A 26,056-nucleotide genomic window follows, 5' to 3' on the forward strand; every position below is an offset into this window, starting at 1 on the left:
CAACCGTCACGGCAGGCGGGTCCGCAGGTCGCGGAAGAAAGCGGTGATGTCGTCGGCGAGCAGGGCGGGTTCCTCGTGGGCCGCGAAGTGGCCGCCGCGGGGCATGCGGGTGTAGCGGGTGAGGTGGTAGGTGCGCTCGGCCCAGCTCCGCGGCGGCTGCGAGATGTCCGCGGGGAACACCGCGAGGGCTGTGGGGACGTCGACCCGCCGCACCCGCCGGGTCAGGTGGTGCGCGTACTCGTAGTACGGGCGGAACGACGTGGAGACGGTGCCGGTGAACCAGTACAGGGACGCCTGTGTGAGGAGGAAGTCGTCGCTGAAGCGCGTGGACAGCTCGCCCCCGCAGTCGCTCCACGCCCGGTACTTCTCCAGGATCCAGGACAGCAGACCGGCGGGTGAGTCGGAGAGGGCCGGCGCGAGGGTGAGGGGGCGGGTGCTCTGCTGGTGCTGGTAGCCGCCCTCCTCCGTCTGCCAGGCCGCGACCGAGGCCTGGTACGCCTCCTCCTCGGGAGTGAACGAGGCCGGGTCGGGGTCCGCCGGGGGCGCCGAGGCGAGCAGGTGGATGCCGACGAGCGCCTCGGGGTGGGCTTCGGCCAGCCGTGAGGTGATGCCCGCGCCGAGGTCCCCGCCGTGGGCGGCGTAACGGCGGAAGCCGAGGTGATCGCGCATCAGCCGGTGCCACAGGTCGTGGGTCTGTTCGGCACCGGTCAGCGTCGGCCGCTGCGGGGAGAACACGAAGCCCGGCAGCGACGGGACGATCACCGTGAAGGCGTCCCGGGCGTCGCCGCCGTGACGTGAAGGGCGGGCGAGACGCTCCGCGAGAGCCGTGAGCTCCAGGACGGTGCTGGGCCAGCCGTGGGTGAGAACGATCGGCAGGGCGTCCGGGCGCTCGGCGTCGTAACGGAGGTAGTGCACCGGTGTGCCGTCGATGTCGGCGAAACGCGAAGGCAGGGCGTTGACGGCGGCCTCGTGAGCACGCCACGCGTAACCCGTCGCCCAGTACGTCACCAGGCGGCGGAGTTCGGCGGCGTCGGTGCCCGCCTCCCACGGGCCGACCGGCCACGGTTGCGGCCACCGGGTGGCACGCAGCCGGGCACGCAGATCCTCCAGGTCGGCGTCACCGACGTGGAGAAGGGGGGCTGTGGTGGGCACGGCGTGCCTGCCTTTCGTCTCGGGTCCGCGGTGGTCGTCCCTGCGGACGCAGTCGGCCGGGGACTCCGGGCGCGGGGTGCCCGGCACGGTGCCGCCGTCCGGTCGTTCCCGGGGTGGTCCCTCCGAAGGGTTGTCCTGGCGGCCGGAATGCCGCAGGCCGGTGCGGGCCGGGTGGTCACCCGACCGCCCCGCAGGCCGGACCGAGCGCCTGTACGACAGCCGCCCGGACCTCCGCTTCCGGTTCCGGCTCCGTCGCCAGAAGCGCGTGCAGGATCATTCCCTCCAGCAGCGCGTCGAGACGGGCGGCCGTCCCCGGTCCGGTGAAGCGGGCGAGAACCGCACGGCTGCGTCCGGTCCATTCCTGGGTCAGCGCGCGCAGCGCGGGATCGCGCAACGCGGCCAGGTGCAGCTCGAAGCCGAGGACCGCGCTGCGGTGCCGGGACGGCCCGCCCAGGACCAGCCCCACCAGGACCTCGATGAGGTCCTCGCGCGACGCCACCTCGGCGAAGAGCGCCTCGTACGCGGCGGTCCGCTGCCCGACGTACCGGGCGAACGCCTGAGCGCACAGCTCCGCCAGGCTCGCGAAATGGTAGGTGACGGAACCCAGTGGCACGTCCGCGCGGACAGCGACCTTACGGTGGGTGATCCCGGCGATCCCGTCCTCGACCAGGACATCCAGGGCAGCGTCGAGGACGCGCTCCCTGCGCCGCGGATCGTGCCGGCGCGTCCGCCGGCTCTCGCCGGTCACTGTCCCCGGCCTTCCGCTGTCCCGCGGCCGTCGGGTCCGTCCTCCACACGCATAAGAACAAATGTACATTGCATGGGAGACCAACGTTCCTGTCACCGCAGGTCCCCGGGCTCAGGCCCCTGATGCCGGGGCCCTGCCCGGGGCTACGGGCGGCTCGCCCGTCCGAGCCGGTATCAGCAGACTCCGGAACCGCGGACCGTGCTCTGTCAGCGCGCTCCGCCGGCCCGGCGGAGGGTCAGGTCGCCGGGGTCTCGGGGCTGAACACGGTGAGCGGGAGGCCCTCGACCGCGAGGGCGGTGAAGCCGTTCTCGGTGCCGGACGCATGCTCTTCGGACTCGTCCCAGCAGACGCCCTGTCCCGCGGTGACAGGGATGCGGATGCCGTCCGGTCCGGCGACCCAGCCGCCGCCGGACACCACCAGGAACATCTGGGGTGAGGCAGCGGGGTGGACGCCGATGGTTCCGCCGGCCTCGACCTTCACGTAGGTGAGGTGGACGGTTCCGTCACCCGCAGCGATGCGAGTGGCGACCACGCCGCTGCTCCCGTGGCCGGAGATGCGCCGTTCGTCGCGGTCGAACTGGAAGATCTCCAACGATGCTCCTACGGACGAGTACGGAAGGGCGCGTTCACAGGTGCCCGACCGGTCACGGTGAAGACGCCCGAGCGGAAATCCATTCGCCGACCTGGTGTGCTGCTCGCTCGAAGGTTTCGGCGAGCGAGAGGTCGTTCCCGACCTCCAGGGCGAGTTCCTCGACGTAATGAGTGCCGTGATCCACCTCGCAGCGGCAGGCGACGCCCACCTGCGCCGTCGTCAGGAGCGAACCCCGCCGGGTCCAGCAGACATCGAGCTCGTACTCCGTCCAGTCGTCGGGCCCGTCGTCCATCGAGACGGCGGTGCAGAGGACGACCGGGATCCCGACCGCGCCGGGGCCGGGGAACACAGCGTGGTCCGGCGTCCAGTGCCACTTCGGTGGGTCGCCCGAGGGCCGTGCGGCGTCGAGGAACGCCGCGGCGGCGCGGAGGCGCGTCACGACGTCCTCTCCGATGCCGGGGAAGAGCAGATCGAGCGGTGCACGCGCGAAAGGCCCTTGCTCCATCACGGTGGTCACCCGTCAAAGGTTGGCCGTAGGCGGATCCGCAATCAAGGTGCCCGCAGCGGGAGATCCCCTCACACGGGGGCCGTTGACACGGCCCGGTGCCGGCCGGGTCACGGGGTGCTCGGGGAAGCGGGCACCGGCCGCCACGTGCCATGGGCCGGGGAGGCATGACGGAGTGTGAGGAGGGCACACGAGCGGTAGCGAAAGGCCGAACGAGGAGGACGACGATGACCGGTGAAGCGCATGACTTTTCCGTTGCGGACGAACTGCGTGAGCGGGCGGGAGCCTTCGTCAACACGCACGTGGGCTTGTGGGTCGCCGTAGAGGACGACGGAACACTGGCGCTGGCCGCCGACAGCGCCGTGGACGTCTTCCGGGCGGCGGCGGACTGGCTGGCCGAGGGAGACGCCTACACCGTGACCGGACTGACCTGGCAGCAACAGGCCGACGAGCCGCGGTACACCGCGCGGCTGGCCCTGCGCCGTTCAGGGGAGGCCGACACTCCCGTCGTCCCCACCCAGATGGTTCCCTGACACAACGCGGCGGGCGCTCCGGCCTGGGCGGCGATGACCGCGTCTTCACCGGCGGGCGCGACACGGCGCCGCCGAGGGGACCCGTCGCCGTCCAGCACGCCGAGCGGGCCGCGCGCGAACCACGGATCCACCAGGCGGCGGGGACCGACGCGAGCGTCGCCGCCGCATGGTCGCGCGGAGGCGGGCACGCGCGGGAGATCCTCGACCGGGCGTTCGGACACATCGGCACGACGGGCGACGACCCGTCAAGGGCGTTGGCGCGTGCGCGACGTCGGCATCGCCGGGGCCTCGGCCGTCGTCACCGATCAGCTGGGTGAGCCGGGAGTGCCGACCGGCACGGTCAGGGGCGTCGCGCCGCGACGACCGGCGGCACGTCCCCCGGGCGGACCGGCACAGCGGCGCAGAGTCCGCGGCTGCCCCGGCCGGTACGGTGCACCGCTCGCGGCTCCGGCGTGGAGTCGGGGGAAGAACTGCGGGTATCCGGTTCGGCATGAGATGGGTCAGGTGGGCGGGGATCGCGGTCGGCACCTACGCGATCGGGGTGCTGGTCTGGCATTTCGGTGGACGTACCGGCGGCGGCCACCCGTGGGGCCAGTCCTGGCTCGGCGGACTCGCGCTGGCTGCCGCTGTCGGCCTGTGGATGCTGGTGAAACGCCAGTGGAGAAAGCACCGCGGCCGCCGCACCGGACCAGGCGCCCCCCTGTAGGGGTCGTCGCCGATGCGACCGCGGCTGCTGTCCGGGCCGGGAAAAGTTGTCGTGGTCGCGGTCCCCGGCGAACCGGCGCCGTACTCCGGGCGTCTTCCCCTGCACAGGCGGGACACCGCCACGGACGAGGGGGGGTCCCATGGACGGCGGCGGGCACGGCGACTCGGGGCACAGCGGCCACTTCGATCACCACCACGGCCACCACCACGGCGCGCACCACCACTACACCGGTCAGGACGACGGGGACTTCGGCCAGCGGCGCGGCTCGGGCGCGGGCGGGAGCGGGACCGCCGGCGCCCTGCTGATCATCGTCGTCGGGCTGGTCGCGCTCTTCCTGTTCACCTGGATCCACTGACGACCCTGCCGCCCGCGCGGCCGTGGGCGGTCGGGCCGGTCACCGCCTACGGGTGGGTGTCCGTGAGCGCGATGACCTCGTCGAGGCGGTCCAGGGCGGCCTGCAGGTCGTCGACCTTCGCCTGGATGCGGTCGCGCTCGGCGTGCAGCATGGCTCGCTGCCCGGCGTCGGTGTGCCCGGCGTCCCAGCACGGAAGGAGTTCCGTGATCCTGCGGCTGGTCAGGCCGGCCGCGAACATCTGCTGGAAGAAGCGCACCCGGGTGACGGCGTCCTGCCGGTAGAGGCGCTGGCCGGACGGGCTGCGCTCCGCGACGAGCAGCCCCTGCTGCTCGTAGTAGCGCACCGCGCGCACCGAGACGCCCGCGCCCCGCGCCACCTCGCCGATGCGGACCAGCCGCTCGGCGGCGGCCTTCGTGACGGTCATGGTGATTCCTCTCACCCCGGTCTTGGCGATCAGCACTTGCCCCTGACGTCAACGTCAGGTTTTAGCGTACCGGGCATGGATATCGACAGCTCAGTCGCCCTTGTCACCGGAGCCAACCGTGGCCTGGGCCGCGCCTTCGCCGTGCGCCTGCTCGAACGGGGCGCCCGCAAGGTCTACGCGACAGCCCGCCGACCGGAGACCGTGGACCTGCCCGGGGTCGAGGTGCTGCCCCTCGACATCGCCGATCCCGCATCCGTGCGGGCCGCCGCCGAGGCCGCCCCGGACGTGTCGCTGCTCGTCAACAACGCGGGGATCCAGACAGGGACCGACCTGGTGACCGGCTCGCTGGACGCGGTGCGGCACGAGCTGGAGACCAACGTGTTCGGCCACCTGGCAATGATCCGGGAGTTCGCGCCGGTGCTCGCCCGCAACGGCGGGGGCGCGATCGTGAACGTCCTCTCCGCCATGGCGTGGTTCGGCGGCAGGGGCGCGAACGCCTACCACCTGTCGAAGGCCGCCGCCTGGGCCATGACCAACGGTGTCCGCCTGGAGCTCGACGAGCAGGGCACGCTCGTGACAGCGGTGCACCTCGGCCTGGCCGACACCGACATGGCGGCGGGCTGGCCCGTGGCGAAGATCGCGCCGCAGGACCTGGCCGACGCGGCGCTCGACGGCGTCGAGGCGGGCTCCGCCGAGGTCCTCGCCGACCAGTGGAGCCGGGACGTCAAGTCCCGGCTGCCACTGACACCGGAGGAGTTCAACGCCGCGATGGACCGGGCCCTGGCGGCGCTGACGGCAGGCTGAGAAGGTCCCGGGCCGCGCCGCTGCGCGGAAGCCCTCGCTGCGGCGCGGCCCTGCCGGATGGGGAGGCGGTATCCCGAGTGGGCCCTACTGCGAGGCGGGCGTGCCCGGGGCCGCCCGCGGTGTGGGCCCTGCGTCGGAGGCGCCGGGGCGGGCCGTGTGGCGGGCGGTGGTGAGGAGGGCGGTGTGGGCGACGGTGCGGTCGATGCGTTGGGGGCAGTAGGGCTCCTTGCCGGTCCACAGCAGGCAGTCGCAGGTCGCGCCGGCCTGCTGCCAGGCGGTCAGCCAGCGGGCGGCGCGGGACATGGCGGCGGGGGTGCCGGGGAGCGGGTGGGTGTGGAGGGCGAGGACGGCGTAGCCGGTTTCGCCCGCGGTGGGGTGGCGGTGGGCGCCCCAGCCGCCGTCGGGGCGCTGGGCGCGCAGAAGGGCGGCGGCGCCGCGTCGGGCGGCGGCGTCGGCGGCGGGCAGGGCGAAGAGGACCTGGGCGGTGATGTAGATCCAGGAGGTGTGCCACTTGTCGCCGCTCCACCGGCCGTCGGTGTCCTGGCGGTCGCGGAGGAAGCGGTGGACGGGGCCGTCCGGCCCGCCGGGGCGGGTGAGTGTCCGCAGGTGCAGGGCGTGGGCCGTGGTGGTCAGTGAGGACTGGAGCTCGCCGGGATAGGTGCGGTAGTGGTCCTGGTGGCGGTACCGCTCGACCGCGGCCGCGTCGGTGGGGCGGCCGGTGAGGGCGAGGGTGAGGTGCGCGGTGGCGGTCATGTCGCCGTCCGGGGCGAAATGGGCGCTCATGCCGACACCGGCGGGGGTGAGCGCCGCCTGGAGCGCGTCGAGCCTGCGGGCGCACGGGTCCGCGAGGCGCGGGTGGCGGGTCAGACCGGCCAGGGCGAGGGCGTGCAGGGCCCAGGTCTGTTCGAAGACGCCGATGGGCCAGACGGTGGGCAGGAGCGGGGGCCGGCCGGTGGCGGCACGGGCGAGGTAGGCGTCCAGGGTGCCGGCCGGGGCGCGGTGTCCGAGGTGGTGCAGGGCCGCGGCGGTGGCGGCGGGGCTGTGGCCGATGCCTCCGCTGCCGTCGACCGGCGGCGGCTGCAGGGGGCTGCCCCAGCCCTCCCACGAGTGGACGGCCGGGGTGCCGGCCGGGTGCGGGGCGTGGCGGGTGATGAGGCGGCGCCGCTGGCCGCCCAGGGTGCGCAGCGCGTGGTAGGGGGCGGTGGGCAGGGTGGGGTGGGCGGTGCGGGCTTCGTCCAGGAGCGGGGGCAGCAGCAGTTCCAGGCCGACGGGGATGTCCTGGGGCACCGGGCCTCCCCAGACCCGCGGGGCGTGGCGGCGGAGGAAGGCGATGCCGCGTTCGGCGGAGTGCCGGTGGGCCGGGTGGCGGGTGAGGGCGAGGACGGCTGCGAGGGTGGGCAGGTCGCGGGCGTGGGGGATCAGCGGGTCGCCCCAGCCGCCGTCGGGCTGTTGCCGGGTGGTGAGCCAGTGCAGCATGTCTCCGGTGCCGGGGCGGTGGGGCAGCAGGGTCGCCGCGCGTGCGGTGTCGTACACGGCGGGGGTGACGGCGCCGCCGCCGCTGCCGAGGTCGTCGACGAGGGCGTGCAGGCGGTCCAGGGCTTCGTCCTCGGCCGGTCCGGGGGGCGTGGTGGTCACGGGTCGGTCCTCCGGCGCGGGGACGCGACCCGGTACCGGGGGGCCGCGAGGTGCCAGGCGACCGCGTCTGCTGCGAGGCGTTCGAGGTCGGTGAGGTGGGCGGCCAGCGCCGGGTGGTCCAGGCCCAGGCGCGGCAGGGTCGTCTTGAGCCGCTGGTAGGCGTCCAGTTCCTCGGCGGCGGCGCGGGCGGCGGCGTCGAGGCCCTGCCGCAGGGACAGGCCGTGCGCGGCGCGCAGGACGAGCACGGTGTTGAGCGGATGCTTCTCGGCCCGCAGCTCCTTGGCCAGCGAGTGCACGTCGTTGACCAGGTAGTGGAAGGTCACCAGGTGCTCGCCGAGGGCTTCCACGACGGGGTGGCCCAGCAGGTGTACGGGGACGGGTCTGCGGTGGATGACCGGATACAGCTCGTGCAGCGGGCGGACGCCGAGGACGACGGGGCGCATGCGCCGGTACTCGGCCGGTGAGACTGCCCGGCGCCGGATGCCGGCCTCCCAGCGGTGGGCGTGGAGGTAGTCGCCGAGCGCGGTGCGGAAGCGGTCGGTGTGCTCGGGCAGCCGGACGTCGCGCAGCGAGTGGGCGAGACGGCCGGTCAGCCGGGTGAGCGGCAGGTCCGCCGCGGTGGCGGGTTCTCCGTCGAAGACGGCCAGGACGCGGTCGTAGGCACTGGTGAGGCCGGCGGGATCCTGACCGGTGATCCAGTCCTCGTGCAGGCAGAACAGGGCGGAGTAGAGCATGGCCAGGTACAGGCCCTCCCGGGAGGTGCCGGGGTGGAGCCGCCCGGTGAGGGGGCCGAGGCGGATGCCGGCGAGTCGGCGTTTCAGCTGGGCGGGGGCGCCGATGCCGTCCAGCAGGGTGAGGACGTCGTGTTCCGCGGTCCGGGCGTGGGGGTGCGGGCGGGCGCCGAGGGTCGGGGGGAAGGGGCAGGGGATGTCGGGGAGGGCGGGGAGTTCGTCGGCCATCGGCTCGGTCCCTTCGGTGCCCGCTGCCGGGAGCGGCCTCGCTCAGCGGGCGGTCACCCGCAGTCGCAGGCCCCGGGGCACGAGCAGGGTTCGTGGTCGCACGGATACGCCGGTGACGGGGCTCAGCCGCCAGTCCCGGGCGATGACGGCGAGGGCGGTCACGACGGTGTCGGTGCCCTGCCGGTCGCCGATGCACTGGCGGGCACCGGCGCCGAAGGGCAGGAAGCCGGTGGGGTCGGGCTTGGTGTCGTACCAGCGGTCGGGGTCGAAGAGGTGGGGCCGGTGGTGGAGTTCGGGACGGCGGTGCAGGAGGTAGGGGCTGAGGGCGAGGACGGTGCCCGCGGGCAGCCGGGTGCCGCCGAGTACGGTGCCCTGCTGCACCGAGCGGGTCAGGAACCAGGCCGGGGGGTAGAGCCGCAGGGCCTCGGTCACCACGCCCCGGGTGAACGCCAGACGCGGCAGGTGGTCGGGGCCGGGAGCCGCGCTGCCCACGACGGCGTCGCATTCGGCGCGCACGCGTTCGGCGGCCGGTGGGTGCTCGGCCAGCAGGTGCAGGGACCAGGCGAGGGTGGCGGCGACGGCCTCGACACCGGCCTGCAGGAAGGTCTGCGCCTGGTCGATGATCTCCGTCTCGGACAGCGGGGGCACGTCCCGGTCCCCGTCGCCGGTGCCGGGACCGCCGGTGCCCAGGAGGGTGGAGAGCAGGTCGCCGTGGTCGCGCGGTTCGGCGCGGCGGGCCTCGATGATCGCGGCGACCTCGCCGCGCAGTCCCGCGACGCTGTCGCGGTGGCGCCGGTTCGCGGGCAGCGGGAGCCGGTTGACGAGGGCGGGGCTGAGCGTGCGCCGGAAGATGCCCTCCTCCATGACGGTGAGCACCTGGCGGATGCGCGTGGTGCCGGTACCGGGCAGCGCGGTGCTGAACAGGCTCCCCAGGAGGGCGCGGGTGGCGAAGGCCACGGCCTGCTCGGTGACGTCGACGCTCTGCCCGGTGGTCCAGGAACCCGTCATCTCCCGGACGGAGCCGACCGCCGCGGCGACGACACCGGGCAGCCGGTCGGGGCGGAAGGACGGCTGGCACAGCCGCCGCTGGCGCCGGTGGTCGCGCTGGGCGCAGGTGACGAGCCCGTTGCCGAGGACCTCGCGGGCCCGGTCGTAGAGCGGGCCGCCCTTGTCGAAGGTGCGGTCGTCGAGGAAGACCCGACGGATCAGCTGCGGGTCGCTGACCAGGACGAGGGTGGTCGGCCCGAACCGCAGCCGCAGCAGCGGCCGGTCCTCCGGCAGTTCGGTCAGCACGGCCAGCGGGTCGCACAGCATGGCCGCGGTGTGTCCCAGCAGACGCCGGGCCCCGGGCGCGAGGGGAAGGGACGCAACGTCAGAGCCGACGCCGATCACCATCACGGACTCCTTCACAGGGGGATGCGGCGCGCCACCCCGCCGGGGCTGCGCGTGCCGGTCCGCCCACGGCGCCCGCGGGCTTCGGGCAGGTCGTCGCACGGCGGCCCGGCGAGCGGCGCCGGGCTGCCTCCGCCGGACGGGCCCCCGCAGGGGTCCGCGCCTCCCGGGCGCCGTGAACGGGCGGCGGCGGGCGCGGGGTCAGTCGGCGGGCGGGGGTCAGTCGGCGGGCGGCGGGACGACGGGGAGGAGGATCGCGCGGCTGACCTTCGCGGCGGCCCTGCCGATGGCGATCTCGTGCTCGCGGTAGAGGCTCGTGCCGATCCGGCGGTCGGCCCACAGCGAGCGGGCGTTGGCCCAGGCCGCCTCGCGCGCGGCGGCGACGGAGAAGCTGCTGACGGCGTGCTTGAGGAGTTCGGCGTCGCGGGTGGCGACCTTGACGACCTCGGTCTCGAACTCGGCGCGGATCTCGGCCTCGACGGAGGCGAGGAGGTCGTTGACTTTCTCGTAGTCGGCGTGGACCGGCGGAGTGTCCGGGGTGGTGTGCCGCTCGGCGCACGTCTCGACGACGGCGACGGCGAGGTCGTGGTCGATATGGGCGTTCATCCCGGCCAGCACGAACTGGACCGGCCAGATGACGCGGTTGTCGCGGGCCTGGAACAGCGGTTCCCAGGCGGGGTCGACGGGGCGGCCCGCGGCGGCCGCGGCGACGTTGCCGAGGTACAGCCCGGCGAAGATCACGTCCATGCGCTCCAGGAACGGGCCGTCGGAGAACGTCCCCTCGGTGATGTTCTCCTTCACCAGCTCGGTGACCCTCAGATACACGTGGTTGAAGCACGCGACACCGTCGCGCGGGTCGAGCGCGGCGTCGATCTGCCGCATCCGGGCGATCACGTCGTCGATGGTGGTGGGCAGCTCCGGGGTCGTCGTCACGGTCACGGGGGTCCTCCGGGAGAGAGGGAAGGCAGGGGGCGCGGGCCGTGGGCCCGGCCGGCGAACCGGCACAGCGTGCGGCACCGCCCGCCACCAGCAGTAAAGCGGCGCCGAAACGTCATATGCCAGGGGCCGGCGGCGGATTCACCCCACCGGGTGGCCCGCGGTGCGGCCCGTTCACGGCAGCCGCGGACGTACCGCTCCGGCCCGCGGTCGGGCCGCGGTCGGGCCGCTCTATCGCCTATCGGGATTGTTCCTAGAATGCGGGGATGGAGGACATCGAGGCGATCGCGGCACTGCAGGACCCCGTCCGGCGGCGGCTGTACGAGTACGTGGCCGCACAGGACCGGGAGGTCGGGCGCAACGAGGCGGCCGAGGCGGCGGGGGTGGGGCGGACGCTCGCCGCGCACCACCTCGACAGGCTCACCGAGGCCGGGCTGCTGGACAGCGGCAGCCGCCGCCTGACGGGGCGTACGGGGCCGGGGGCGGGGAGGCCGGCCAAGGTCTACACCCGCGCACGGGGGGAGCGGTCGGTGTCGCTGCCCGCGCGCGACTACCGCACCGCCGCCGAACTGCTGGCGGAGGCCGCCGAACTGGCCGGCGCGGACGCCGCGCTCTACGGGGCGGCGCGGCGGCGCGGGGAGGCCCTGCGCGGCGCGGCGGAGCCCTGCGCGAGCCTGGAACAGGCGGTCGAGCTGCTCGCCTCCCGGGGCTACGAGCCGCGCGCCGAGACCGCCGCGGAAGGCTCCGCGCCGGGGGTCGTGCGCATGCGCAACTGCCCCTTCCACGCGGTGGCGGAGAGCTTCCCGCCGCTGGTGTGCGGGATGAACCTGGCGCTGCTGGAGGGGCTGTTGGGCGACGGAGGAGTCCGGGCGCGGATGGACCCGCGGCCCGGACACTGCTGCGTCGTCGTCGAACTCCACTAAAAACAATGGCCATTGACATAGAAATGCGGGACGTGCTGGGATGAGGCCATGACCTCATCCCAGACCTCGGCCCGCCCCGCCGGTCCCGCAGCGGGCGACGGGCCCCGTGTCCATCTCGCCGAGCTCAACGTCGCCACCCTGCGGCACCCTCTCGACGACCCGCGCATGCGGGACTTCGTCGATCTGCTCGCCCCCGTCAACGGCGCCGCCGACCGGGCGCCCGGCTTCGTCTGGCGGCTGGCCGAGGAGGGGCAGCCCGACGCCACCGCGATGCGGCCCGCGGGCGAGAACGTCATCGTGAACATGTCGGTGTGGGAGTCCGTCGAGAGCCTGCGCGACTTCGCCTTCCGCAGCGGCCATCTCGACACCATGCGGCGGCGCCGCGAGTGGTTCGAGCGGCACGTCGAGGCGCACCAGGTCATGTGGTGGATCCCCGCGGGGCACCTGCCGACGGTCGAGGAAGCCCTCGAACGGCTCGCCGACCTCCGCGACAACGGGCCGTCGCCGCGCGCCTTCACCTTCGCCGTCCCCTACTCCCCCGCCGAGGCGGACCCCGGCCACGTACCCGCCTGACGCGGTTTCCGGCCAAGCGGCCCACCGCCCTAAGAGAGCGCTCTCTTCCGCCTTGACGACGGGCGTCCGCGCGAGTTCAATCAATGTCACTCAGAGGTGCACACGCAGCGACATCCGCGCACATCGTGCTCGCTGCCCCTCCGACCGCTCCGCGCCCCCCGTACCACCCCGTACCACCCCTCACGCTGCCCGTCCTCCGCCTTCCCGCGGCCGGCCGGCGGCCCGCCGCACGGACGTCGCGGCAGCGCCGGTGCCCGGGTCGGGCGGACGCGATAGGCGATCCCCCCACGCGGGCAGTGCCCGACCGCAGGTCCGCCGACGCCTGCCCGCCGTCCTCGAGGAGGAGTACATGGTCTCCAGGCGATCCTTCCTCACGGCCGCCGGCGCCGCCGCCGCTTCCCCGCTGTGGGCGGGCGGTCTCGCCCCGCGGGCCGCTGCCGCCGGGCCGTCGCTGCCCGTCTCGCTCCGGAACAACTCCGGCAGCGCCACCGTCTACGCCTACATCAGCGGCGCGGACAGCACGGGCTGGCCCGGTTTCGTCACCCAGGCCGGGCGCTTCCAGCGGCTGCCCAGCCCCTCGTCCGTGCTGACGCCCGTCGCGGACTACTCCATCGCGCTCGGGCCCTCGGGCTCGGCGGCCACCGCCTTCACGCTCCAGGACTACGTGATCGGCGGCCGGGTCTGGTTCTCCGTGGGCAAGAAGATCCAGTTCTTCGTCAACCCGCCCGGCGGCAACGGCGGCGTACCCGGACTCGTCCAGCCCGGCTTCACCAGCAGCGACCCCAACTGGCTGACCGACTGGACGTTCTGCGAGTTCACGTACAACAGCGCCAACCTGTACGCGAACATCTCCTACGTCGACATGGTCGCCCTGCCCGTCTCGATGGCCACGACCGGCAGCGGCGGGGCGCAGTCGGTCAGCCCGCTGCCCTCGGGCGCGCTGGCCTCCATCGCCGCCGGGCTCCAGGCGCAGCACGCGGCCGACGGGGCGCCGTGGGACCGGCTGGTGGCCACCGACTCCTCGGGCGCCGCGCTGCGCATCCTCGCGCCCGCCCACTCCCCCGTGGACTTCGCCGGCTACTGGTCGAACTACCTGGACCGGGTGTGGAGTTACTACCAGTCGCACACCCTGACCATCAACGGCCAGGGCAGCATCGGCTCCTACTCCGGCACCGTGTCCGGCAGCACGCTGGTCTTCGCGGGTCTGAACACCAACGGGGTGCCGTTCACCAAGCCCAGCGCGGCCGACATCTTCGGCTGCGCCAGCGGGCCGCTCTACAACTCGGGCGGCGACGCCCGCGGCGCGGTGGCGGCGCGCCTGGCCGCCGCCCTGAACCGCAGTTCGCTGCTGGTGACCGGCGGCGGCAACCAGCCCGACGGCGTCTCCCCGTCCGGCTATTACACCGACGCGACGACCAACCACTACGCCCGCCTGGTGCACAAGTACGCCACCGTCGGCTACGCCTTCCCCTACGACGACGTCGGCCCCACGGGCGCGGCGCCGGTCGACGGCCACCTCCAGGACGGCGCGCCGACCTCCTGGACGATCGCCCTCGGTCCGGGCGCCGGCTCGGGCACCACCCCGCCGCCGGGCGGCGGGACGAGCGCGTACGGGACGATCCAGGCGGAGTCGTACAGCGCGCAGAGCGGGACGCAGACCGAGAGCTGCACCGACACCGGCGGCGGCCAGGACGTCGGCCACATCGCGGGCGGCGACTGGCTGAAGTACTCCGGCGTGGACTTCGGCCCGTCCTCACCGGCGCAGTTCGTCGCCCGTCTGGCCTCGGGCGCGGCGGCCGGGGTCAGCGGCGCGATCCAGGTGCGGCTGGACGGCACGGCGGGCACCAAGATCGCCGAGATCGACTACGGGAGCAGCGGCGGCTGGCAGAACTGGCAGACGGTGCCGGCCAACCTCACGGCCGCGGCGACCGGCGTGCACGACGTCTACCTGGTCTTCTCCTCGGGCAGCGGCGCCGACTTCGTGAACGTCAACTGGTTCGGCTTCACCCGCTAGACCTGCTCTCGGGGCCGCCCCGCCCGGCCCGCGGTCCCGGTCACGTCCCGGTGGGACATATGTCTCACCGGGACATGTGTCCCATCGGGACATCGAGGCGTACGGTCGAGGACATGGACGCCGACGGGACGGAACCGGGTAGCGGCGCCGCCGACGCGGACCGGCGGCTGCTGAGGGCGCGGCGCACCCGCGCGGCGCTCGCGACGGCCGCGGTCGACCTGATCCTGGAGCGCGGGCTGGCCGCCACCACGGTGGAGGCGATAGCCGGGCGCGCGGACGTCACCAGGCGGACCTTCAGCCGGCATTTCACCGGCAAGGAGGACGCCGCGCTGGGCTTCGTCCGTGACGACGGCGACCGGATCAACGCGGCGCTGCGCGTGCGGCCGCCCGGTGAGCCCCCGCTGCTGGCCTACCGCCGGGCCGTCGCGGCCTGGCTGGCCGACCGGGACACGCCCGCCGCGCACCTGCGCCCGCAGATGCGCCGGATCGTCGGCCTGCTCGACCGGGAGCCGACGCTGTTCGCCGCCTACGAGCGGATCCGCGTCGACGCCCAGGAGGAGTCGGTGCGGATCGTCGCCCAGCGTCTCGGCACCCCGCCGGAGGATCTGCGCCCCGCCGTCGTCGTGGAGGCGGCGGCGGGGGTACTGACCGCCGCGCTGCGGGCATGGGCCCGCGGTCCCGACGAGCCGGACGGCGCCGGGACGGGCCTGGCCGGACTGATGGAGCGGGCGTACGACGCCCTGACCCGGGAGGCCGCCTCGGCGGCCGCCCACAGCACACAGGAACCACGCACTACCGATTTGTGAGAGCACCATGAGCACCACCCCCATCCCCACCGAATTCGCCGGACGCACCGCCCTGGTCACCGGGGCGGCCTCCGGCATCGGCCTGGCGACCGCGCGGCAGCTGGCCGCGGGCGGCGCGAGCGTCGTCCTCGCCGACTTCGACGTCCCCGGCGCCGAGAAGGCCGCCGCGGCCCTCGCGGCGCAGGGGCACCCGGCCGCGGCCACCGCGCTGGACGTCACCCGCCCGGATTCCGCCGAGGCGGCCGTCCGCTTCGCCGTGGACACCTTCGGCGGCCTCGACCTCGCGGTGAACAACGCCGGGATCGGCGGCCCCAGCGCGCCCACCGGGGCGTACGACGTCGCGGAGTACGACCGGGTCATCCGCACCAACCTCGACGGCGTCTTCTACTGCCTGCGCCACGAGCTGCCCGCGATCGAGGCGACCGGGCACGGCGGCGCGATCGTCAACGTCGCGTCCATCCTCGGCTCGGTCGGCTTCGCCGGTTCGCCCGCCTATGTGGCCGCCAAGCACGGCGTGGTCGGGCTGACGAAGACGGCCGCCGCCGAGTACTCGGCGCGGGGCGTCCGCGTCAACGCGGTCGGCCCCGGCTTCATCGAGACGCCGCTGCTGAACGGGATGGACGAGCAGGCGCGTGCCGCGCTCGTGGCGCTGCACCCGGCGGGGCGGCTGGGCCGCCCCGAGGAGGTGGCCGAGCTGATCACCTTCCTGCTCAGCGACCGCGCCTCGTTCGTCACCGGCAGCTACCACCTGGTCGACGGCGCGTACACCGCCGTCTGACACCCCGGAGAGGAGACCACCGTGAAAGCACTCCAGTACCGCACCATCGGCGCCGCCCCCGAGGTGGTGACCGTACCCGACCCCGAGCCCGGTCCCGGGCAGGTGCTGCTGAAGGTCACCGCCGCCGGCGTGTGCCACAGCGACATCGCCGTCATGAGCTGGCCCGCGGAGAGCTTCCCCTACCCGCTGCCGCTCACGCTCGGCCACGAGGGCGTCGGCACGGTCGCCGCGCTCGGCCCCGGTACGACGGGGGTCCGCGAGGGCGACGCCGTCGCCGTCTACGGGCCCTGGGGCTGCGGCCGGTGCGCCAAGTGCGCCGAGGGCAAGGAGAACTACTGCCTGCGCGCCGACGAGCTGGGCATCCGGCCGCCGGGGCTGGGCGCGCCCGGCGCCATCGCCGAGTACCTGCTCGTCGACGACCCGCGCCACCTGGTGCCCCTCGACGGCCTCGACCCGGTCGCGGCCGTGCCGCTGACGGACGCGGGCCTGACCCCGTACCACGCCGTCAAGCGGGCGCTGCCCAAGCTGGTGCCGGGGTCCACCGCGGTCGTCATCGGGGCGGGCGGTCTCGGGCACACCGCGATCCAGCTGCTGCGGGCGCTGACCCCGGCCCGGGTCGTCGCGCTGGACGTCAGCGAGGACAAGCTTGCGCTGGCCCGCAAGGTCGGCGCGCACGCCGCGGTGCTGTCCGACGACGGCGCTCCCGCCGCCGTCCGCGAGCTGACCGGGGGCCTGGGCGCCCAGGCCGTCTTCGACTTCGTCGGCGCGGCGCCGACCGTCCGCACCGCGGGCGCGGTGGCCGGGGTCGAGGCCGAGGTGTCGATCGTCGGGATCGGCGGCGGCGCGCTGCCGGTCGGCTTCGGCGTGCTGCCCTTCGAGGTCTCGGTCAGCGCCCCGTACTGGGGCACCCGCCCCGAACTCCAGGAGGTGCTGGCGCTGGCCCGCGACGGCGCGGTCTCGGTGCACACCGAGACCTTCTCCCTGGACGAGGCGCCGCGCGCCTACGAGCGGCTGCACGAGGGCAGCATCAACGGCCGGGCGGTCATCCTCCCCAACGGCTGACCACCGCGGACACGCGCGGCGGGCGGGCTCCCGGCTTCCTCGTGGAAGCCGGGAGCCCGCCCGCCGCTGTGTCGGTGCGTGCCGGACTCAGCCCTCGTCGTTCCCGTTGACGCAGGTGTTGCCGAAGGTCGGGTTCAGCAGCGCGATGATGTCGATGCTGTTGCCGCACAGGTTGATCGGGACGTGGATCGGGATCTGGACGGTGTTGCCCGACAGGACACCGGGCGAGCCCACCGCGGCACCCACGGCGCCCGAGTCGGCGAACGCCGCCCCCGCGGCCCCGAAGGTGGCGGCGACGGCCAGGGCGGAAGCGGTGACGGCCATACGCATGCGCATGCTGACTCCTCGAAGTCGGTCGACGGTCCTCTGCGTGCGGTGCGGGCCCTGCGGACACGAGGTTCCGCACACGCGACGTCACGGAACGTATCCGCCCCGGCGGGCGCCGAGGCGGCAGCCACTCGCGAGTTCGCCGGATCCGGGCACGGATTCGGCCACATGGAGGCGCGCTGCCACCGGGCCGGAGCGGGGCCCCGGGTTCGTTGCGCGCGGCCGCGGGCCGTGCTTGGCTCGCCCGGTGAATCTTCTGCTGACGGCGAGCGGCCTGCGCAACGAGACCCTGCGGGACGCGCTGCGCGACATGCTGGGAAAGCCCTTCGGATCCGCGAACGTCGTGTTCGTGCCCACGGCGTCGGTCGCCGAGCCCGGCGACCACGGGTGGTTCCTCGCGGACATGAACCGGCTGCACGGCCTCGGCTGGCGGGAGTTCGACGTCCTGGAACTCAACGGCCTGCCCCGGCCGGTGGTGCTCGACCGGCTGCGGCACGCCGACGTCGTCTACGTCGAGGGCGGCAACCAGTACCACCTCGCGCGCAGCATCACCGGCAACGGCCTGGCCGGCAGCTTCCTCCAGGCGCTGGAGGAGCGGGTCTACGTGGGCGTCAGCGCGGGATCGATGATCTTCAGCCGCAACCTCACCGCGCACTCCGCCGACGTCATCGGCGACACCGCGGACCTCCATGTGCTCGGCGCGACGACCCTGGAACCGCCGTTCGGCCTCTTCGACTGGTACCTCAAGCCGCACCTGTACTCGCCGGACTTCCCCGAGCGGGACGACGCCTGGGCGGACCGCATCGCCTCCCGGGCGGACTTCCCGGTCTACTTCACCGACGACGACACGGCCGTACGCGTCCGCGACGGCGAGGTGGACGTCGTCTCCGAGGGCCGCTGGCGGTTCCATCCGTGACGGCCGCGGTCCGGGAGGCGGGCCGGCCGCTCACCGGCGCCTCCCCGCGGCGCGAGCGGGCACCGTGGGGTCGACCAGGCCGGTCAGGGCGGCGAAGGGCACGACGACCAGGTCGGGCCAGCCGCAGTCCTGGTTGCCGGGCGCGACCATGAAGGCGATCCCGGCGCCGGTGACGCCGAAGGGCAGCCGCCCGAAGGCGGAGGGGCGGGCCAGGACGTTGGCCGCGACGAAGGAGTCGGTGAGCGCCGGGCAGCCGTAGGAGGTCAGCTTGCGGCCCTGCGGGGAGGAGTTGAGCGCCGCCGTGATGCGCCGGGCGCCGGGCGGCGCGGCGGCGGCCGGGGTGAGCAGGCGGTCCGGCGTCTGGACGGTGCCGGTCGTGGTGTCGACGACCACGGTGCGTCCGCCCCCGCCGCCGAACTCGTCGCCGCCGCTGAAGCGGTAGGTGACGGTCAGCAGGGTGCCCGCCGTGATGACCGTGGTCCGCTCGTCGAAGGAGTCCGCGGGCGCGGCGACCGGGGCGGCGGGCGAGACCGGCCCGTTCGCCGCCGCCGCCTGCCAGTCCAGGATCGGGCGGCGCAGCGCCGTCTGGAGGTCGCGTGCGACGGCCGGGTCGGTGACACCGGAGAGCACCGGGTCCTGGACGTGCCCCACGTACGTGCGGCCCGGTGCGCCGGCGGCGGTGAAGTAGTCGTCGGCGCGCTGCGTGCGTACGGCCGGGGTGCCGACGCGGGACACCGCCGTGGCGGTGGCGGTCGCTGAACGGGGCGGGGTGGCCCCGCTCCCGGACGGGTGACGGCGGGTCAGGGCGACGACGAGGGCGGCCACCAGCGCCACGGCGACGACCCCGGCGACCGCGGCCACCCATGGCGCGCTGCGGCCGGGAAGCCGCAGGCGCCGCCGGGCCGCGCGCCGGGCGCCGCTCACGGCGGCGAGCCCCGCACCGGCCGCCGCCGCGCCCGCCGTGGCGGCGCCCGCCGCGGCGGGAGAGCCGGGCGGCTGGGCGGGCGGGCCGCCGGTCGTCTGCCGGATGTGGTCGAGCACCCGGTCGCGCAGGTCCGTACCGTCCACGATCGGGAAGAAGACCGGGCTGTACGGTCCGGCGAGGAAGCGCCGCTGGACCTGGCACACCCCGCACGCGTCGCAGATCGCGCACGTGCCGAAGTGCCGGACGACGCGCTCGCGCAGGCCCGGGGTGAAGTTGTCCGCGGTCACGGTGGTGACGCCCGCGGCGTCCAGGATCGCGGCCAGCTCCGGGCAGTGGGAGCGGCCCTCCTGGACCAGGACCAGCGCGTGGAAGCCGTCGGCGAGCAGGCCCTTGAGCGCATGGGCCTGGTTGTCGGCGGTCGCCACGGCCGTACCCGTCCGCGCGGCGATCTCCCGGCCGCTCAGCCCCTCCACGATCCGCAGCCGGTAGATCCGCTGCTGGTGGGCGGTCAGCGACCCGACCACGATCGCGAGCAGCCGTTCCACATGGGCGCGCCGCCCGGCGCTGCCGGACCGGGACTCCTCGTCGTCGGGCAGCGCGTCGAAGCCGTCGTCCCCGGGGGTGACGGCCGTGCCGCCGGGGCGCTTGTCCCGCCAGTACGCGAGGACCCGCCGCTTGGCGAACTCCGCGAGCCAGGCGCCCAGTTTCTCGGGGTTCGCCGGACCCCGCCCGCGCAGCAGGCTCGCGACCGCGTCCTCGAACACCTTCTGGGCGACGTCCGCGCCGTCCTGCGCGTCCTCGCCGAGCAGCCGGGCGCACTGCCGCAGCACCGCGCGGTAGTGCCGGGAGGCGATCGTCTCCAGCGCCCGCGTCCGCCGCGGCCCGGCGCCGCCCGCGAGGACCGCGGCGACCAGCTCGGCGTCCCCCCGCCCGTCCTGGAGCTCGTCCCCGCCGCTCATCGCGTCCCCCGGTTCTGCCGAATGCGCCGACTCCGCCGACTCCGCCGAAAAAAGTTCGCGCCGTCCATGGGAAAACCCCGCCCGCCCCGACCCGGACCTCCGAACCGCTCCACGACAGCGACGGAGGAACCATGAAAGGACCGGGCATCCCCGACGGCCCCCGGCACCCCGCGGGCCCGGACCCGTACCGCCCCTGGCCGGGCCCCGGCGGGCTCGGGCACCGCCTCGCCGCGCACGCACCGGCGGTGGCCCTGCCGGTGGCGGCGCTCGCGCACGGGACCGCCGTCCCCGTGGCCGCCGTGCTCGCGGCCGCGCACGTCCTGCGCACCGTGGCGGGGGCGGTCGTACGCCACTGGTTCTGGTGGCGGGCCCGCAGCCAGCCCGCGCGTGACCTGCGCGGGCTGCTGCGCGACGCCGGGTCGGCGCAGGACGCCGAGCGTCTCGCGCAGGGCCTGGCCGCACGCCACCAGGCCGTGCTCGACGCGTATGTGCGCGCGCACGGCCGCCCCGGCGCGCCGCGCCCGCCCCGCCGTACTCCCCGTGACCCCGATGACGTCCACCGCCGACCGCGCCGACCCCGCTGAAACCGTGACCGTCCCGGACGCCGCACCCGTACACGTCGCGGGCGGCGCCGGGACACGTCCGAGCCTAGGCGCCCCGAGCGTGACCGGAGGGCGACAGCGCGTCACCTGATACCGCCCGTCCACGCCGCGGGTCCCGATGGCGTAGGCCGCCTGCGCACCGGGCGCCCGGCTCCGGCGCGGAGCCGTCCTCGCACACCGGATGACATCGCGCGGGCGGCACCCCGATGATGGGCGGCGTGCCCGACACACGTGAGGAAGACGCGACCCGGCCCGGCGCCGCCGTGCGGGCCGGGACCGGCGTCGCGCGGCCCGGTCCGGTGCGCCGCCCGTGACCGATGCCGCCGCCGAGCTCACCGCCTTCCTGCGGCGCTACGAGCAGGCCGCCAACAGCCATGACCTCGACCGGGTCATGCCGCTGATCGCCGAGGACGCGGTCTACTGGTTCTCGGACGGCTCCCACCGGGGCCGCGCCGAGATCGCGGCGGCGATCGCGCGGACGTTCGCCGCCATCGGCGAGGAGACGTACGAGATCAGCGACGTCGAGTGGGTCGTCCTCGGGCCCGCGCACGCGGTGTGCCGCTACCGCTTCTCCTGGACCGGGACCGTCGGCGGGCGGCCCCGGTCCGGGGCCGGGCGGGGCACGAACGTCGTCGTGCGGCGCGACGGGGAGTGGCGGATGCTGCACGAGCACCTGAGTCCGTGACGCGCGCCGGTCCGGCAGGGCCCGGCGGCGAAGGAGCCGGGGCCCGTCCGCGTCATTGACATGTCCGCGCCGCACCCGGAAACTCGGACCACCGGCCGGCCGCCCGTGGCACCCGCGCGACTTCCGGACCGGACGGCGGCCCCCTGCCCCCGACCGGCTTTCCCCGCGCCTGCCCGACATGATTCTGACAACGATGTCGGCGACGATCCTCCCGGGAGGTTCCCGTGCGTCCTCGTCCCTCGCGAGCACCGCGCCCGCACCCGTACGCCCACCGGGCGGGGCCGCTCGTCGCCGCCTGCCTGGCGCTGCTGGCCTCGATGCTGGTCGCCGTCGTCGGCGGGGCGACCGCGGCGCACGCGGCGTCAGGTGCCGTCGTGGACGGCAACGCGCGCTTCGAGGTGCTGACGCCGACGCTGGTACGGCTGGAGTACGCGGGTGACGGGGCCTTCCAGGACGGCGCCACCTTCAACGCGGTCAACCGCTCCTTCAGCCCGCCCGCGTACACCACCGATGTGAGCTCCGACGGCTACCGGGAGATCAGGACCAGTGCGCTGACGCTGCGCTGGAAGGAGGGCAGCGGGCCCTTCACCGCGGCCAACACCACGGTCACGCTGGCCGGGACGGGCGTGCAGGCCAAACCCGCCTTCCCGTCCTACTGCGCGTTCGGGACCGCCTGCGAGGGGGAGGACGCGCTGTTCAGCGGGCGGGCGGCGACGGCGTACGACCACACGGGCTACACCGGCAGCGCCTTCGTGGCCGGTTACGAGGCCGCGGGCAGCGGGATCGCGCAGGACGTCTCGCAGGTCCCGGCGGCCGGGGACTACCGGCTGCAGGTCCGCTACTCCAACGCGGCGGGCGGCACCGGCACGCTGTCCACCCGGGTCGGCGGCGCCGCGGGGCCCGCGCTGAGCCTGCCCGCGACGGCCTCGTGGAACGACTGGTCCACGGCGTCGGTCACCGTGCACCTGGCCGCGGGCACGAACGCGCTGTCGCTGGTGCAGAACGCCGGCGACACCGGCCGGGTCAACATCGACAGCCTCGCCGTCACCCCGCTCACCACCACGGCCTATCCCGCCGCGCAGACCGGCCTGGTCACCACCGGTTACGGCGCCGGGCCCGCGGACACGCTCGGCGGCTGGTCGCGGACGCTGGACAACCCGCGCACCCTGCCCGTACCCGAGCACCCCGGGATCCTCGACCGGAGCGGCTGGTACCTGCTCGACGACAGCCGCAGCGCGCTCCTCGGCTCCGGGCACACCGTCACCGACCGCCCCTCGCACGGGACGTCGCCCTACCAGGACGGCTACTTCCTCGGCTACGGCCAGGACTATAAGCAGGGCCTGTCCGACCTCAACGCCCTGACCGGCGGCACCGCGCTGCTGCCGCGCTCGGCGTACGGGGTCTGGTACTCGCGCTACTACGCCTACACCACGGCGGACTACGAGAACACGCTGCTGCCCGCCTTCCGGACGAACAACGTGCCCCTCGACTGGCTGGTGGTGGACACCGACTGGAAGTCGCCGAGCCAGTGGAACGGCTGGAACTGGAACTCCGCGCTCTTCCCCGATCCGCAGGGCTTCCTGGACTGGACGAAGCAGCAGGGCCTGTCGGTCGCGATGAACATCCACCCGAGCATCAACGGCGACGACCCGCGCTTCGCCGCCGCCAACAGCGCGGCGGGCGGCCTGACCGTGGACAGCGGGAACACCTACCGCTTCGACTGGTCCAGCAGCGCCCAGCTCGGCGCCTACCTGGGCCTGCACCAGCCGTTCGAGCAGCAGGGCGTGCGGGAGTGGTGGCTGGACTACTGCGGCGGGTGCGGGGGTTCGACGGCGAGCGACCCGCACGTCGCGCCGGACAACCTGATCAACCAGGCGTACGCCGACGACGCGGCCGCCAGGGGCCTGCGCGGCTTCTCCTTCGCCAGGATCGGCGGATCCGAGCAGGGCGGCGACGACAGCAGCTACGCGCTGGGGCCGTGGTCGGAGCGGCGCACCAGCATGCAGTTCACCGGGGACACCCCGGCGACGTGGGACATGCTGGGCTCCGAGGTGCGCTTCACCGCCGACGAGGCGGCCGCCGGGCTGTCGAACGTCAGCCACGACATCGGCAGCTTCCACGGCGGCCACCTGGCCGACGACCTGTACGTGCGCTGGCTGCAGTTCGGCGCCTTCCAGCCCGTCGACCGGCTGCACTCCGACCACGGCGACCGGCTGCCGTGGAACTACACGGGGGCGGCCGCGACCGCCGCCGCGCAGGCGCTGCGGCTGCGCGAGGCGCTGGTGCCGTACACCTACACCCTCGCCCACCAGGCGAGCACCACGGGCGTGCCGATCGTCCGCCCGCTGTACCTCGACTACCCGGCGCAGGAGGACGCCTACCGGGCCCAGGGCGAGTACCTGTACGGCGACGACGTGCTGGTGGCGCCGATCACCACGCCGAACGACGGCTCGGGCAACGGCTCGGTGTCGGTGTGGGTCCCGCCGGGCGGCTGGACCGACTACTTCACCGGGCGCACGTACACCGGCCCGGCCACGGTGACGATGACCGCCCCGCTCGGGCAGTTCCCGGTGCTGGTCCGGGGCGGCGGCATGCTGACGACGCGCACCGACTACGCGGGCAGCGCGCAGGCGCCGCTGACCGCGCTGACGGTCAACGTGGCGGCGGGCGCGAACGGTTCGTCCTCGGTGTACACCGACGCGGGTGAGGGCACCGGCTACACGGCGGGCCAGTCGGCGACCACGCCGCTGTCCTGGAACGACGCCGCGCGGACCCTCACCGTCGGGGCGCAGAGCGGCAGTTGGCCCGGCGCCCCGGTCTCCCGGGCGTACACGCTGCGGCTGTCGAACTCGGCCGCGCCGACCGCCGTGCGGGTGGACGGCACCCAGGTGCCGGAGACGGAATGGTCGTGGAATCCGCAGCGCCGCACCGTCACGGTGACCACGGCGGCGCTGCCGGTGGGCACCGCGCACACTGTGGCTCTGGAGGGCAGCGCCACGGCGAACCCGGCCGCCGGGGAGGTCGTCGGGGCGGGGGCCGACTGCCTGGACGCGCGCGGCGGTTCGGCGGCGGACGGCACGGCGCTCCAGCTGTGGGGCTGCAACCACACCGCGGGCCAGCAGTTCACCCTCGCCTCCGACAACACGCTGCGCACGCTCGGCAGTTGCGTCACGGCCTCCGGCGGCGGCACGGCGAACCGCACGCCCGTCGCGCTCGCGTCCTGCACCGGCTCGGCGGCGCAGCTGTGGACCCACCGCACCGACGGGAGCCTGCTCAACCCGGCGTCCGGGCGCTGCCTCGACGTGCCCGACAGCAACGCCACGCCCGGCGCCGTCCAGCTCCAGCTCTTCGACTGCAACGGGACGGGCGCGCAGGTCTGGAAGCTGCCGCCGGGGCCGCTCACCGGTCCCGGCGGGCTGTGCGCGGACGTGGCGAACGCCGACCCGGCCTCGACGACCCCCGTGCAGCTGTGGGGCTGCAACTCCACCGACGCGCAGCGCTGGTCGGCCCCCGGGGACCGCACGCTGCACGCGCTGGGCAAGTGCCTGGACGCGGTGGGCGGCGGCACGGCGAACGGGACCCGCGTCCAGCTGTGGGACTGCAACGGCACGGGCGCGCAGGCCTGGACGAGCCGTTCGGACGGCACCCTGTTCAACTCGCCCTCCGGACGCTGCCTGGACGACAGCGGCGGGCTGGCGCGGCAGGGGGACGCGCTCCAGCTGTACGACTGCAACGGCACCGCGGCCCAGGTCTTCCGGCTGCGCTGACGCTCCTGCCGGGCGGAGTTCGCCCGCCGCCCGGCAGAAGTTCGCCCGCCTGCCCCTTGAGCACCTCAGGCACCAGCGGCATCCTTGGACCGCCCACGTCCGCGGGGCGGCACGCCCCGGCCGGTCAGCGAGAGGACAACGATGGCCCCCTCCTCCTTCCCCTTCGACCGCCGCACCCTGCTGCGCGGCACGCTGGCCGCCGGTACGGGCGCCGTACTCGGCCCGGTCCTGCTGTCCCAGTCGGCCTCCGCGTACTCCTGGTCGCGCACCCTCCAGCAGGGCATGACCGGCGCGGACGTCACCGAGCTGCAGATCCGGGTCGCGGGCTGGGCCACGTCCGGCCCCGCGCACACCCGGGTCGCGGTCGACGGGGACTTCGGCCCCGGGACGGCGACGGCGGTGCGCCTGTTCCAGTCCGCGTACGGTCTGGCCTCCGACGCCGTCGCCGGTCCCGCCACCCAGGCGCAGCTCAACGCGCTCCAGCAGTCGGACGGTTCGACGGCGCACTTCGACTTCAGCGAGTTCACCGACCGGGTGAGCGGGACCTTCGACGGGGGCAAGGTCGGCGCGGCCGCGGCCAAGGAGAACGTCCGGCGGCTGATGTACAAGCTCGAAGCCCTGCGCAAGAAGCTCGGCAACGTCCCCGTCACCGTCAACTCCGGCTTCCGCAGCATCGCGCACAACGCCTCGGTGGGCGGCGCCTCCGACAGCATGCACCTGTACGGGACGGCCGCGGACCTCGGGGTGGCGGGCGTCGCCAACAAGACGGTCTACCAGAAGGCCGAGACCTGCGGCTTCTCCGGTCTGGAGACGTACACCGAGGACCACCAGCACGTCGACAGCCGCGCCGACCTGGGGCGGGCCTGGTGGTGGGAGAACGGCACGGTCTGACGGTGCGCGGCCGGCCGCCGGGGCACGGCCCCGGCGGGCGGCCGCCCGCCCCCCCAGCGGTATTGCACACGGCGGAAATAGCATAAA

The 26,056-nt window shown here is 74.6% G+C and carries 26 protein-coding genes; 15 read left to right on the top strand and 11 right to left on the bottom strand.

What is annotated here, in order from left to right:
• Positions 1–6 precede the first annotated feature (6 nt).
• From ACWERV_RS32510 to ACWERV_RS32525, 4 genes are all read right to left on the bottom strand, one after another.
• Entirely contained in the window at positions 7–1,152 is a 1,146-nt protein-coding gene (locus tag ACWERV_RS32510) for an epoxide hydrolase family protein (RefSeq protein ID WP_452940022.1), read from the bottom strand.
• A gap of 175 nt (positions 1,153–1,327) precedes the next feature.
• The gene (locus tag ACWERV_RS32515) at positions 1,328–1,900 is read right to left on the bottom strand and encodes a TetR/AcrR family transcriptional regulator (RefSeq protein ID WP_452940025.1); all 573 of its coding nucleotides are present in this window, start codon (positions 1,898–1,900) and stop codon (positions 1,328–1,330) included.
• Between the two features lie 235 nt (positions 1,901–2,135).
• Positions 2,136–2,492, bottom strand: coding sequence for a hypothetical protein (locus ACWERV_RS32520; RefSeq protein WP_452940027.1), 357 nt, complete (start codon positions 2,490–2,492; stop codon positions 2,136–2,138).
• A gap of 52 nt (positions 2,493–2,544) precedes the next feature.
• Positions 2,545–3,009 carry a hypothetical protein gene (locus tag ACWERV_RS32525; RefSeq protein ID WP_452940030.1) on the bottom strand — a complete coding sequence of 155 codons (465 nt, stop codon included), beginning with the start codon at positions 3,007–3,009 and terminating at the stop codon, positions 2,545–2,547.
• 215 nt (positions 3,010–3,224) lie between these two features.
• On the opposite strand from ACWERV_RS32525, the gene ACWERV_RS32530 reads away from it, so the two are divergent.
• The 3 genes from ACWERV_RS32530 (at position 3,225) to ACWERV_RS32540 (ending at position 4,591) form a co-directional block, all read left to right on the top strand.
• Positions 3,225–3,530 carry a hypothetical protein gene (locus ACWERV_RS32530; RefSeq protein ID WP_452940033.1) on the top strand — a complete coding sequence of 102 codons (306 nt, stop codon included), beginning with the start codon at positions 3,225–3,227 and terminating at the stop codon, positions 3,528–3,530.
• Between the two features lie 490 nt (positions 3,531–4,020).
• Positions 4,021–4,236 carry a hypothetical protein gene (locus ACWERV_RS32535; protein ID WP_452940036.1) on the top strand — a complete coding sequence of 72 codons (216 nt, stop codon included), beginning with the start codon at positions 4,021–4,023 and terminating at the stop codon, positions 4,234–4,236.
• Between the two features lie 139 nt (positions 4,237–4,375).
• Positions 4,376–4,591 carry a hypothetical protein gene (locus ACWERV_RS32540; RefSeq protein ID WP_452940039.1) on the top strand — a complete coding sequence of 72 codons (216 nt, stop codon included), beginning with the start codon at positions 4,376–4,378 and terminating at the stop codon, positions 4,589–4,591.
• A gap of 46 nt (positions 4,592–4,637) precedes the next feature.
• Here ACWERV_RS32540 and ACWERV_RS32545 read toward each other — a convergent pair whose 3' ends face one another.
• Positions 4,638–5,015, bottom strand: a complete 378-nt coding sequence (locus ACWERV_RS32545) for a MerR family transcriptional regulator (RefSeq protein WP_452940042.1) — start codon at positions 5,013–5,015, stop codon at positions 4,638–4,640.
• A gap of 75 nt (positions 5,016–5,090) precedes the next feature.
• Here ACWERV_RS32545 and ACWERV_RS32550 point away from each other — a divergent pair, with 75 nt between their 5' ends.
• The gene (locus ACWERV_RS32550) at positions 5,091–5,819 is read left to right on the top strand and encodes an SDR family oxidoreductase (RefSeq protein ID WP_452940044.1); all 729 of its coding nucleotides are present in this window, start codon (positions 5,091–5,093) and stop codon (positions 5,817–5,819) included.
• Between the two features lie 84 nt (positions 5,820–5,903).
• Here ACWERV_RS32550 and ACWERV_RS32555 read toward each other — a convergent pair whose 3' ends face one another.
• From ACWERV_RS32555 to ACWERV_RS32570, 4 genes are all read right to left on the bottom strand, one after another.
• On the bottom strand, positions 5,904–7,454 hold the full coding sequence (locus ACWERV_RS32555; RefSeq protein ID WP_452940047.1) for a hypothetical protein: 1,551 nt from the start codon (positions 7,452–7,454) through the stop codon (positions 5,904–5,906).
• Positions 7,451–8,413 (bottom strand): terpene synthase family protein, encoded by a 963-nt coding sequence (locus tag ACWERV_RS32560; RefSeq protein WP_452940050.1) that lies wholly within the window; start codon positions 8,411–8,413, stop codon positions 7,451–7,453. The genes ACWERV_RS32555 and ACWERV_RS32560 overlap by 4 nt, the downstream gene beginning before the upstream one ends.
• 42 nt (positions 8,414–8,455) lie before the next feature.
• Positions 8,456–9,808, bottom strand: coding sequence for a cytochrome P450 (locus tag ACWERV_RS32565; protein ID WP_452940053.1), 1,353 nt, complete (start codon positions 9,806–9,808; stop codon positions 8,456–8,458).
• A gap of 216 nt (positions 9,809–10,024) precedes the next feature.
• Positions 10,025–10,738, bottom strand: a complete 714-nt coding sequence (locus ACWERV_RS32570) for a DUF5995 family protein (protein WP_452940056.1) — start codon at positions 10,736–10,738, stop codon at positions 10,025–10,027.
• Between the two features lie 269 nt (positions 10,739–11,007).
• Between ACWERV_RS32570 and ACWERV_RS32575 the strand changes: the two genes are divergently transcribed.
• The 6 genes from ACWERV_RS32575 to ACWERV_RS32600 all read left to right on the top strand — a co-directional run bounded on the left by ACWERV_RS32575 (position 11,008) and on the right by ACWERV_RS32600 (position 16,897).
• Positions 11,008–11,664 carry a helix-turn-helix transcriptional regulator gene (locus ACWERV_RS32575; RefSeq protein WP_452940059.1) on the top strand — a complete coding sequence of 219 codons (657 nt, stop codon included), beginning with the start codon at positions 11,008–11,010 and terminating at the stop codon, positions 11,662–11,664.
• Between the two features lie 48 nt (positions 11,665–11,712).
• Positions 11,713–12,237: a DUF3291 domain-containing protein gene (locus tag ACWERV_RS32580; RefSeq protein ID WP_452940062.1), complete on the top strand. Its 525-nt coding sequence runs from the start codon at positions 11,713–11,715 to the stop codon at positions 12,235–12,237.
• Positions 12,238–12,586: 349 nt separating this feature from the next.
• Positions 12,587–14,251 carry a beta-1,3-glucanase family protein gene (locus ACWERV_RS32585; protein ID WP_452940064.1) on the top strand — a complete coding sequence of 555 codons (1,665 nt, stop codon included), beginning with the start codon at positions 12,587–12,589 and terminating at the stop codon, positions 14,249–14,251.
• Between the two features lie 113 nt (positions 14,252–14,364).
• Entirely contained in the window at positions 14,365–15,057 is a 693-nt protein-coding gene (locus tag ACWERV_RS32590) for a TetR/AcrR family transcriptional regulator (protein ID WP_452940067.1), read from the top strand.
• Positions 15,058–15,064: 7 nt separating this feature from the next.
• A complete protein-coding gene (locus ACWERV_RS32595; protein WP_452940070.1) occupies positions 15,065–15,835 on the top strand; it encodes an SDR family NAD(P)-dependent oxidoreductase in 771 nt (256 codons plus the stop codon).
• Between the two features lie 21 nt (positions 15,836–15,856).
• Positions 15,857–16,897: an NAD(P)-dependent alcohol dehydrogenase gene (locus ACWERV_RS32600; RefSeq protein ID WP_398190048.1), complete on the top strand. Its 1,041-nt coding sequence runs from the start codon at positions 15,857–15,859 to the stop codon at positions 16,895–16,897.
• An 87-nt stretch (positions 16,898–16,984) separates the two neighbouring features.
• On the opposite strand, the gene ACWERV_RS32605 is transcribed toward ACWERV_RS32600, so the two are convergent.
• Entirely contained in the window at positions 16,985–17,233 is a 249-nt protein-coding gene (locus ACWERV_RS32605; RefSeq protein ID WP_398190051.1) for a chaplin, read from the bottom strand.
• A gap of 238 nt (positions 17,234–17,471) precedes the next feature.
• Between ACWERV_RS32605 and ACWERV_RS32610 the strand changes: the two genes are divergently transcribed.
• On the top strand, positions 17,472–18,140 hold the full coding sequence (locus tag ACWERV_RS32610) for a Type 1 glutamine amidotransferase-like domain-containing protein (RefSeq protein ID WP_452940073.1): 669 nt from the start codon (positions 17,472–17,474) through the stop codon (positions 18,138–18,140).
• Between the two features lie 30 nt (positions 18,141–18,170).
• On the opposite strand, the gene ACWERV_RS32615 is transcribed toward ACWERV_RS32610, so the two are convergent.
• Complete coding sequence (locus tag ACWERV_RS32615) at positions 18,171–20,024, bottom strand: RNA polymerase sigma factor (RefSeq protein ID WP_452940074.1); 1,854 nt, start codon at positions 20,022–20,024, stop codon at positions 18,171–18,173.
• A 131-nt stretch (positions 20,025–20,155) separates the two neighbouring features.
• Here ACWERV_RS32615 and ACWERV_RS32620 point away from each other — a divergent pair, with 131 nt between their 5' ends.
• From ACWERV_RS32620 to ACWERV_RS32635, 4 genes are all read left to right on the top strand, one after another.
• Complete coding sequence (locus ACWERV_RS32620) at positions 20,156–20,608, top strand: hypothetical protein (RefSeq protein ID WP_452940076.1); 453 nt, start codon at positions 20,156–20,158, stop codon at positions 20,606–20,608.
• Positions 20,609–20,936: 328 nt separating this feature from the next.
• Positions 20,937–21,311, top strand: coding sequence for a YybH family protein (locus ACWERV_RS32625; RefSeq protein ID WP_452940078.1), 375 nt, complete (start codon positions 20,937–20,939; stop codon positions 21,309–21,311).
• A gap of 224 nt (positions 21,312–21,535) precedes the next feature.
• A complete protein-coding gene (locus ACWERV_RS32630; RefSeq protein WP_452940079.1) occupies positions 21,536–25,078 on the top strand; it encodes a ricin-type beta-trefoil lectin domain protein in 3,543 nt (1,180 codons plus the stop codon).
• Between the two features lie 141 nt (positions 25,079–25,219).
• Positions 25,220–25,969 carry a D-Ala-D-Ala carboxypeptidase family metallohydrolase gene (locus ACWERV_RS32635; protein WP_452940081.1) on the top strand — a complete coding sequence of 250 codons (750 nt, stop codon included), beginning with the start codon at positions 25,220–25,222 and terminating at the stop codon, positions 25,967–25,969.
• The last annotated feature ends 87 nt before the right edge of the window (positions 25,970–26,056 follow it).

The sequence above is a fragment of the Streptomyces sp. NPDC004031 genome (genome assembly GCF_053604375.1).

What these genes read in the sequence shown, in the direction of transcription:
- ACWERV_RS32535 (WP_452940036.1), top strand. Translation starts at nt 4,021, where the DNA reads ATGAGATGGGTCAGGTGGGCGGGGATCGCGGTCGGCACCTACGCGATC.
- ACWERV_RS32595 (WP_452940070.1), top strand. Translation starts at nt 15,065, where the DNA reads ATGAGCACCACCCCCATCCCCACCGAATTCGCCGGACGCACCGCCCTG.
- ACWERV_RS32575 (WP_452940059.1), top strand. Translation starts at nt 11,008, where the DNA reads ATGGAGGACATCGAGGCGATCGCGGCACTGCAGGACCCCGTCCGGCGG.
- ACWERV_RS32620 (WP_452940076.1), top strand. Translation starts at nt 20,156, where the DNA reads ATGAAAGGACCGGGCATCCCCGACGGCCCCCGGCACCCCGCGGGCCCG.
- ACWERV_RS32590 (WP_452940067.1), top strand. Translation starts at nt 14,365, where the DNA reads ATGGACGCCGACGGGACGGAACCGGGTAGCGGCGCCGCCGACGCGGAC.
- ACWERV_RS32540 (WP_452940039.1), top strand. Translation starts at nt 4,376, where the DNA reads ATGGACGGCGGCGGGCACGGCGACTCGGGGCACAGCGGCCACTTCGAT.
- ACWERV_RS32565 (WP_452940053.1), bottom strand. Translation starts at nt 9,808, where the DNA reads ATGGTGATCGGCGTCGGCTCTGACGTTGCGTCCCTTCCCCTCGCGCCC.
- ACWERV_RS32545 (WP_452940042.1), bottom strand. Translation starts at nt 5,015, where the DNA reads ATGACCGTCACGAAGGCCGCCGCCGAGCGGCTGGTCCGCATCGGCGAG.
- ACWERV_RS32605 (WP_398190051.1), bottom strand. Translation starts at nt 17,233, where the DNA reads ATGCGCATGCGTATGGCCGTCACCGCTTCCGCCCTGGCCGTCGCCGCC.
- ACWERV_RS32585 (WP_452940064.1), top strand. Translation starts at nt 12,587, where the DNA reads ATGGTCTCCAGGCGATCCTTCCTCACGGCCGCCGGCGCCGCCGCCGCT.
- ACWERV_RS32530 (WP_452940033.1), top strand. Translation starts at nt 3,225, where the DNA reads ATGACCGGTGAAGCGCATGACTTTTCCGTTGCGGACGAACTGCGTGAG.
- ACWERV_RS32560 (WP_452940050.1), bottom strand. Translation starts at nt 8,413, where the DNA reads ATGGCCGACGAACTCCCCGCCCTCCCCGACATCCCCTGCCCCTTCCCC.
- ACWERV_RS32550 (WP_452940044.1), top strand. Translation starts at nt 5,091, where the DNA reads ATGGATATCGACAGCTCAGTCGCCCTTGTCACCGGAGCCAACCGTGGC.
- ACWERV_RS32615 (WP_452940074.1), bottom strand. Translation starts at nt 20,024, where the DNA reads ATGAGCGGCGGGGACGAGCTCCAGGACGGGCGGGGGGACGCCGAGCTG.
- ACWERV_RS32580 (WP_452940062.1), top strand. Translation starts at nt 11,713, where the DNA reads ATGACCTCATCCCAGACCTCGGCCCGCCCCGCCGGTCCCGCAGCGGGC.
- ACWERV_RS32635 (WP_452940081.1), top strand. Translation starts at nt 25,220, where the DNA reads ATGGCCCCCTCCTCCTTCCCCTTCGACCGCCGCACCCTGCTGCGCGGC.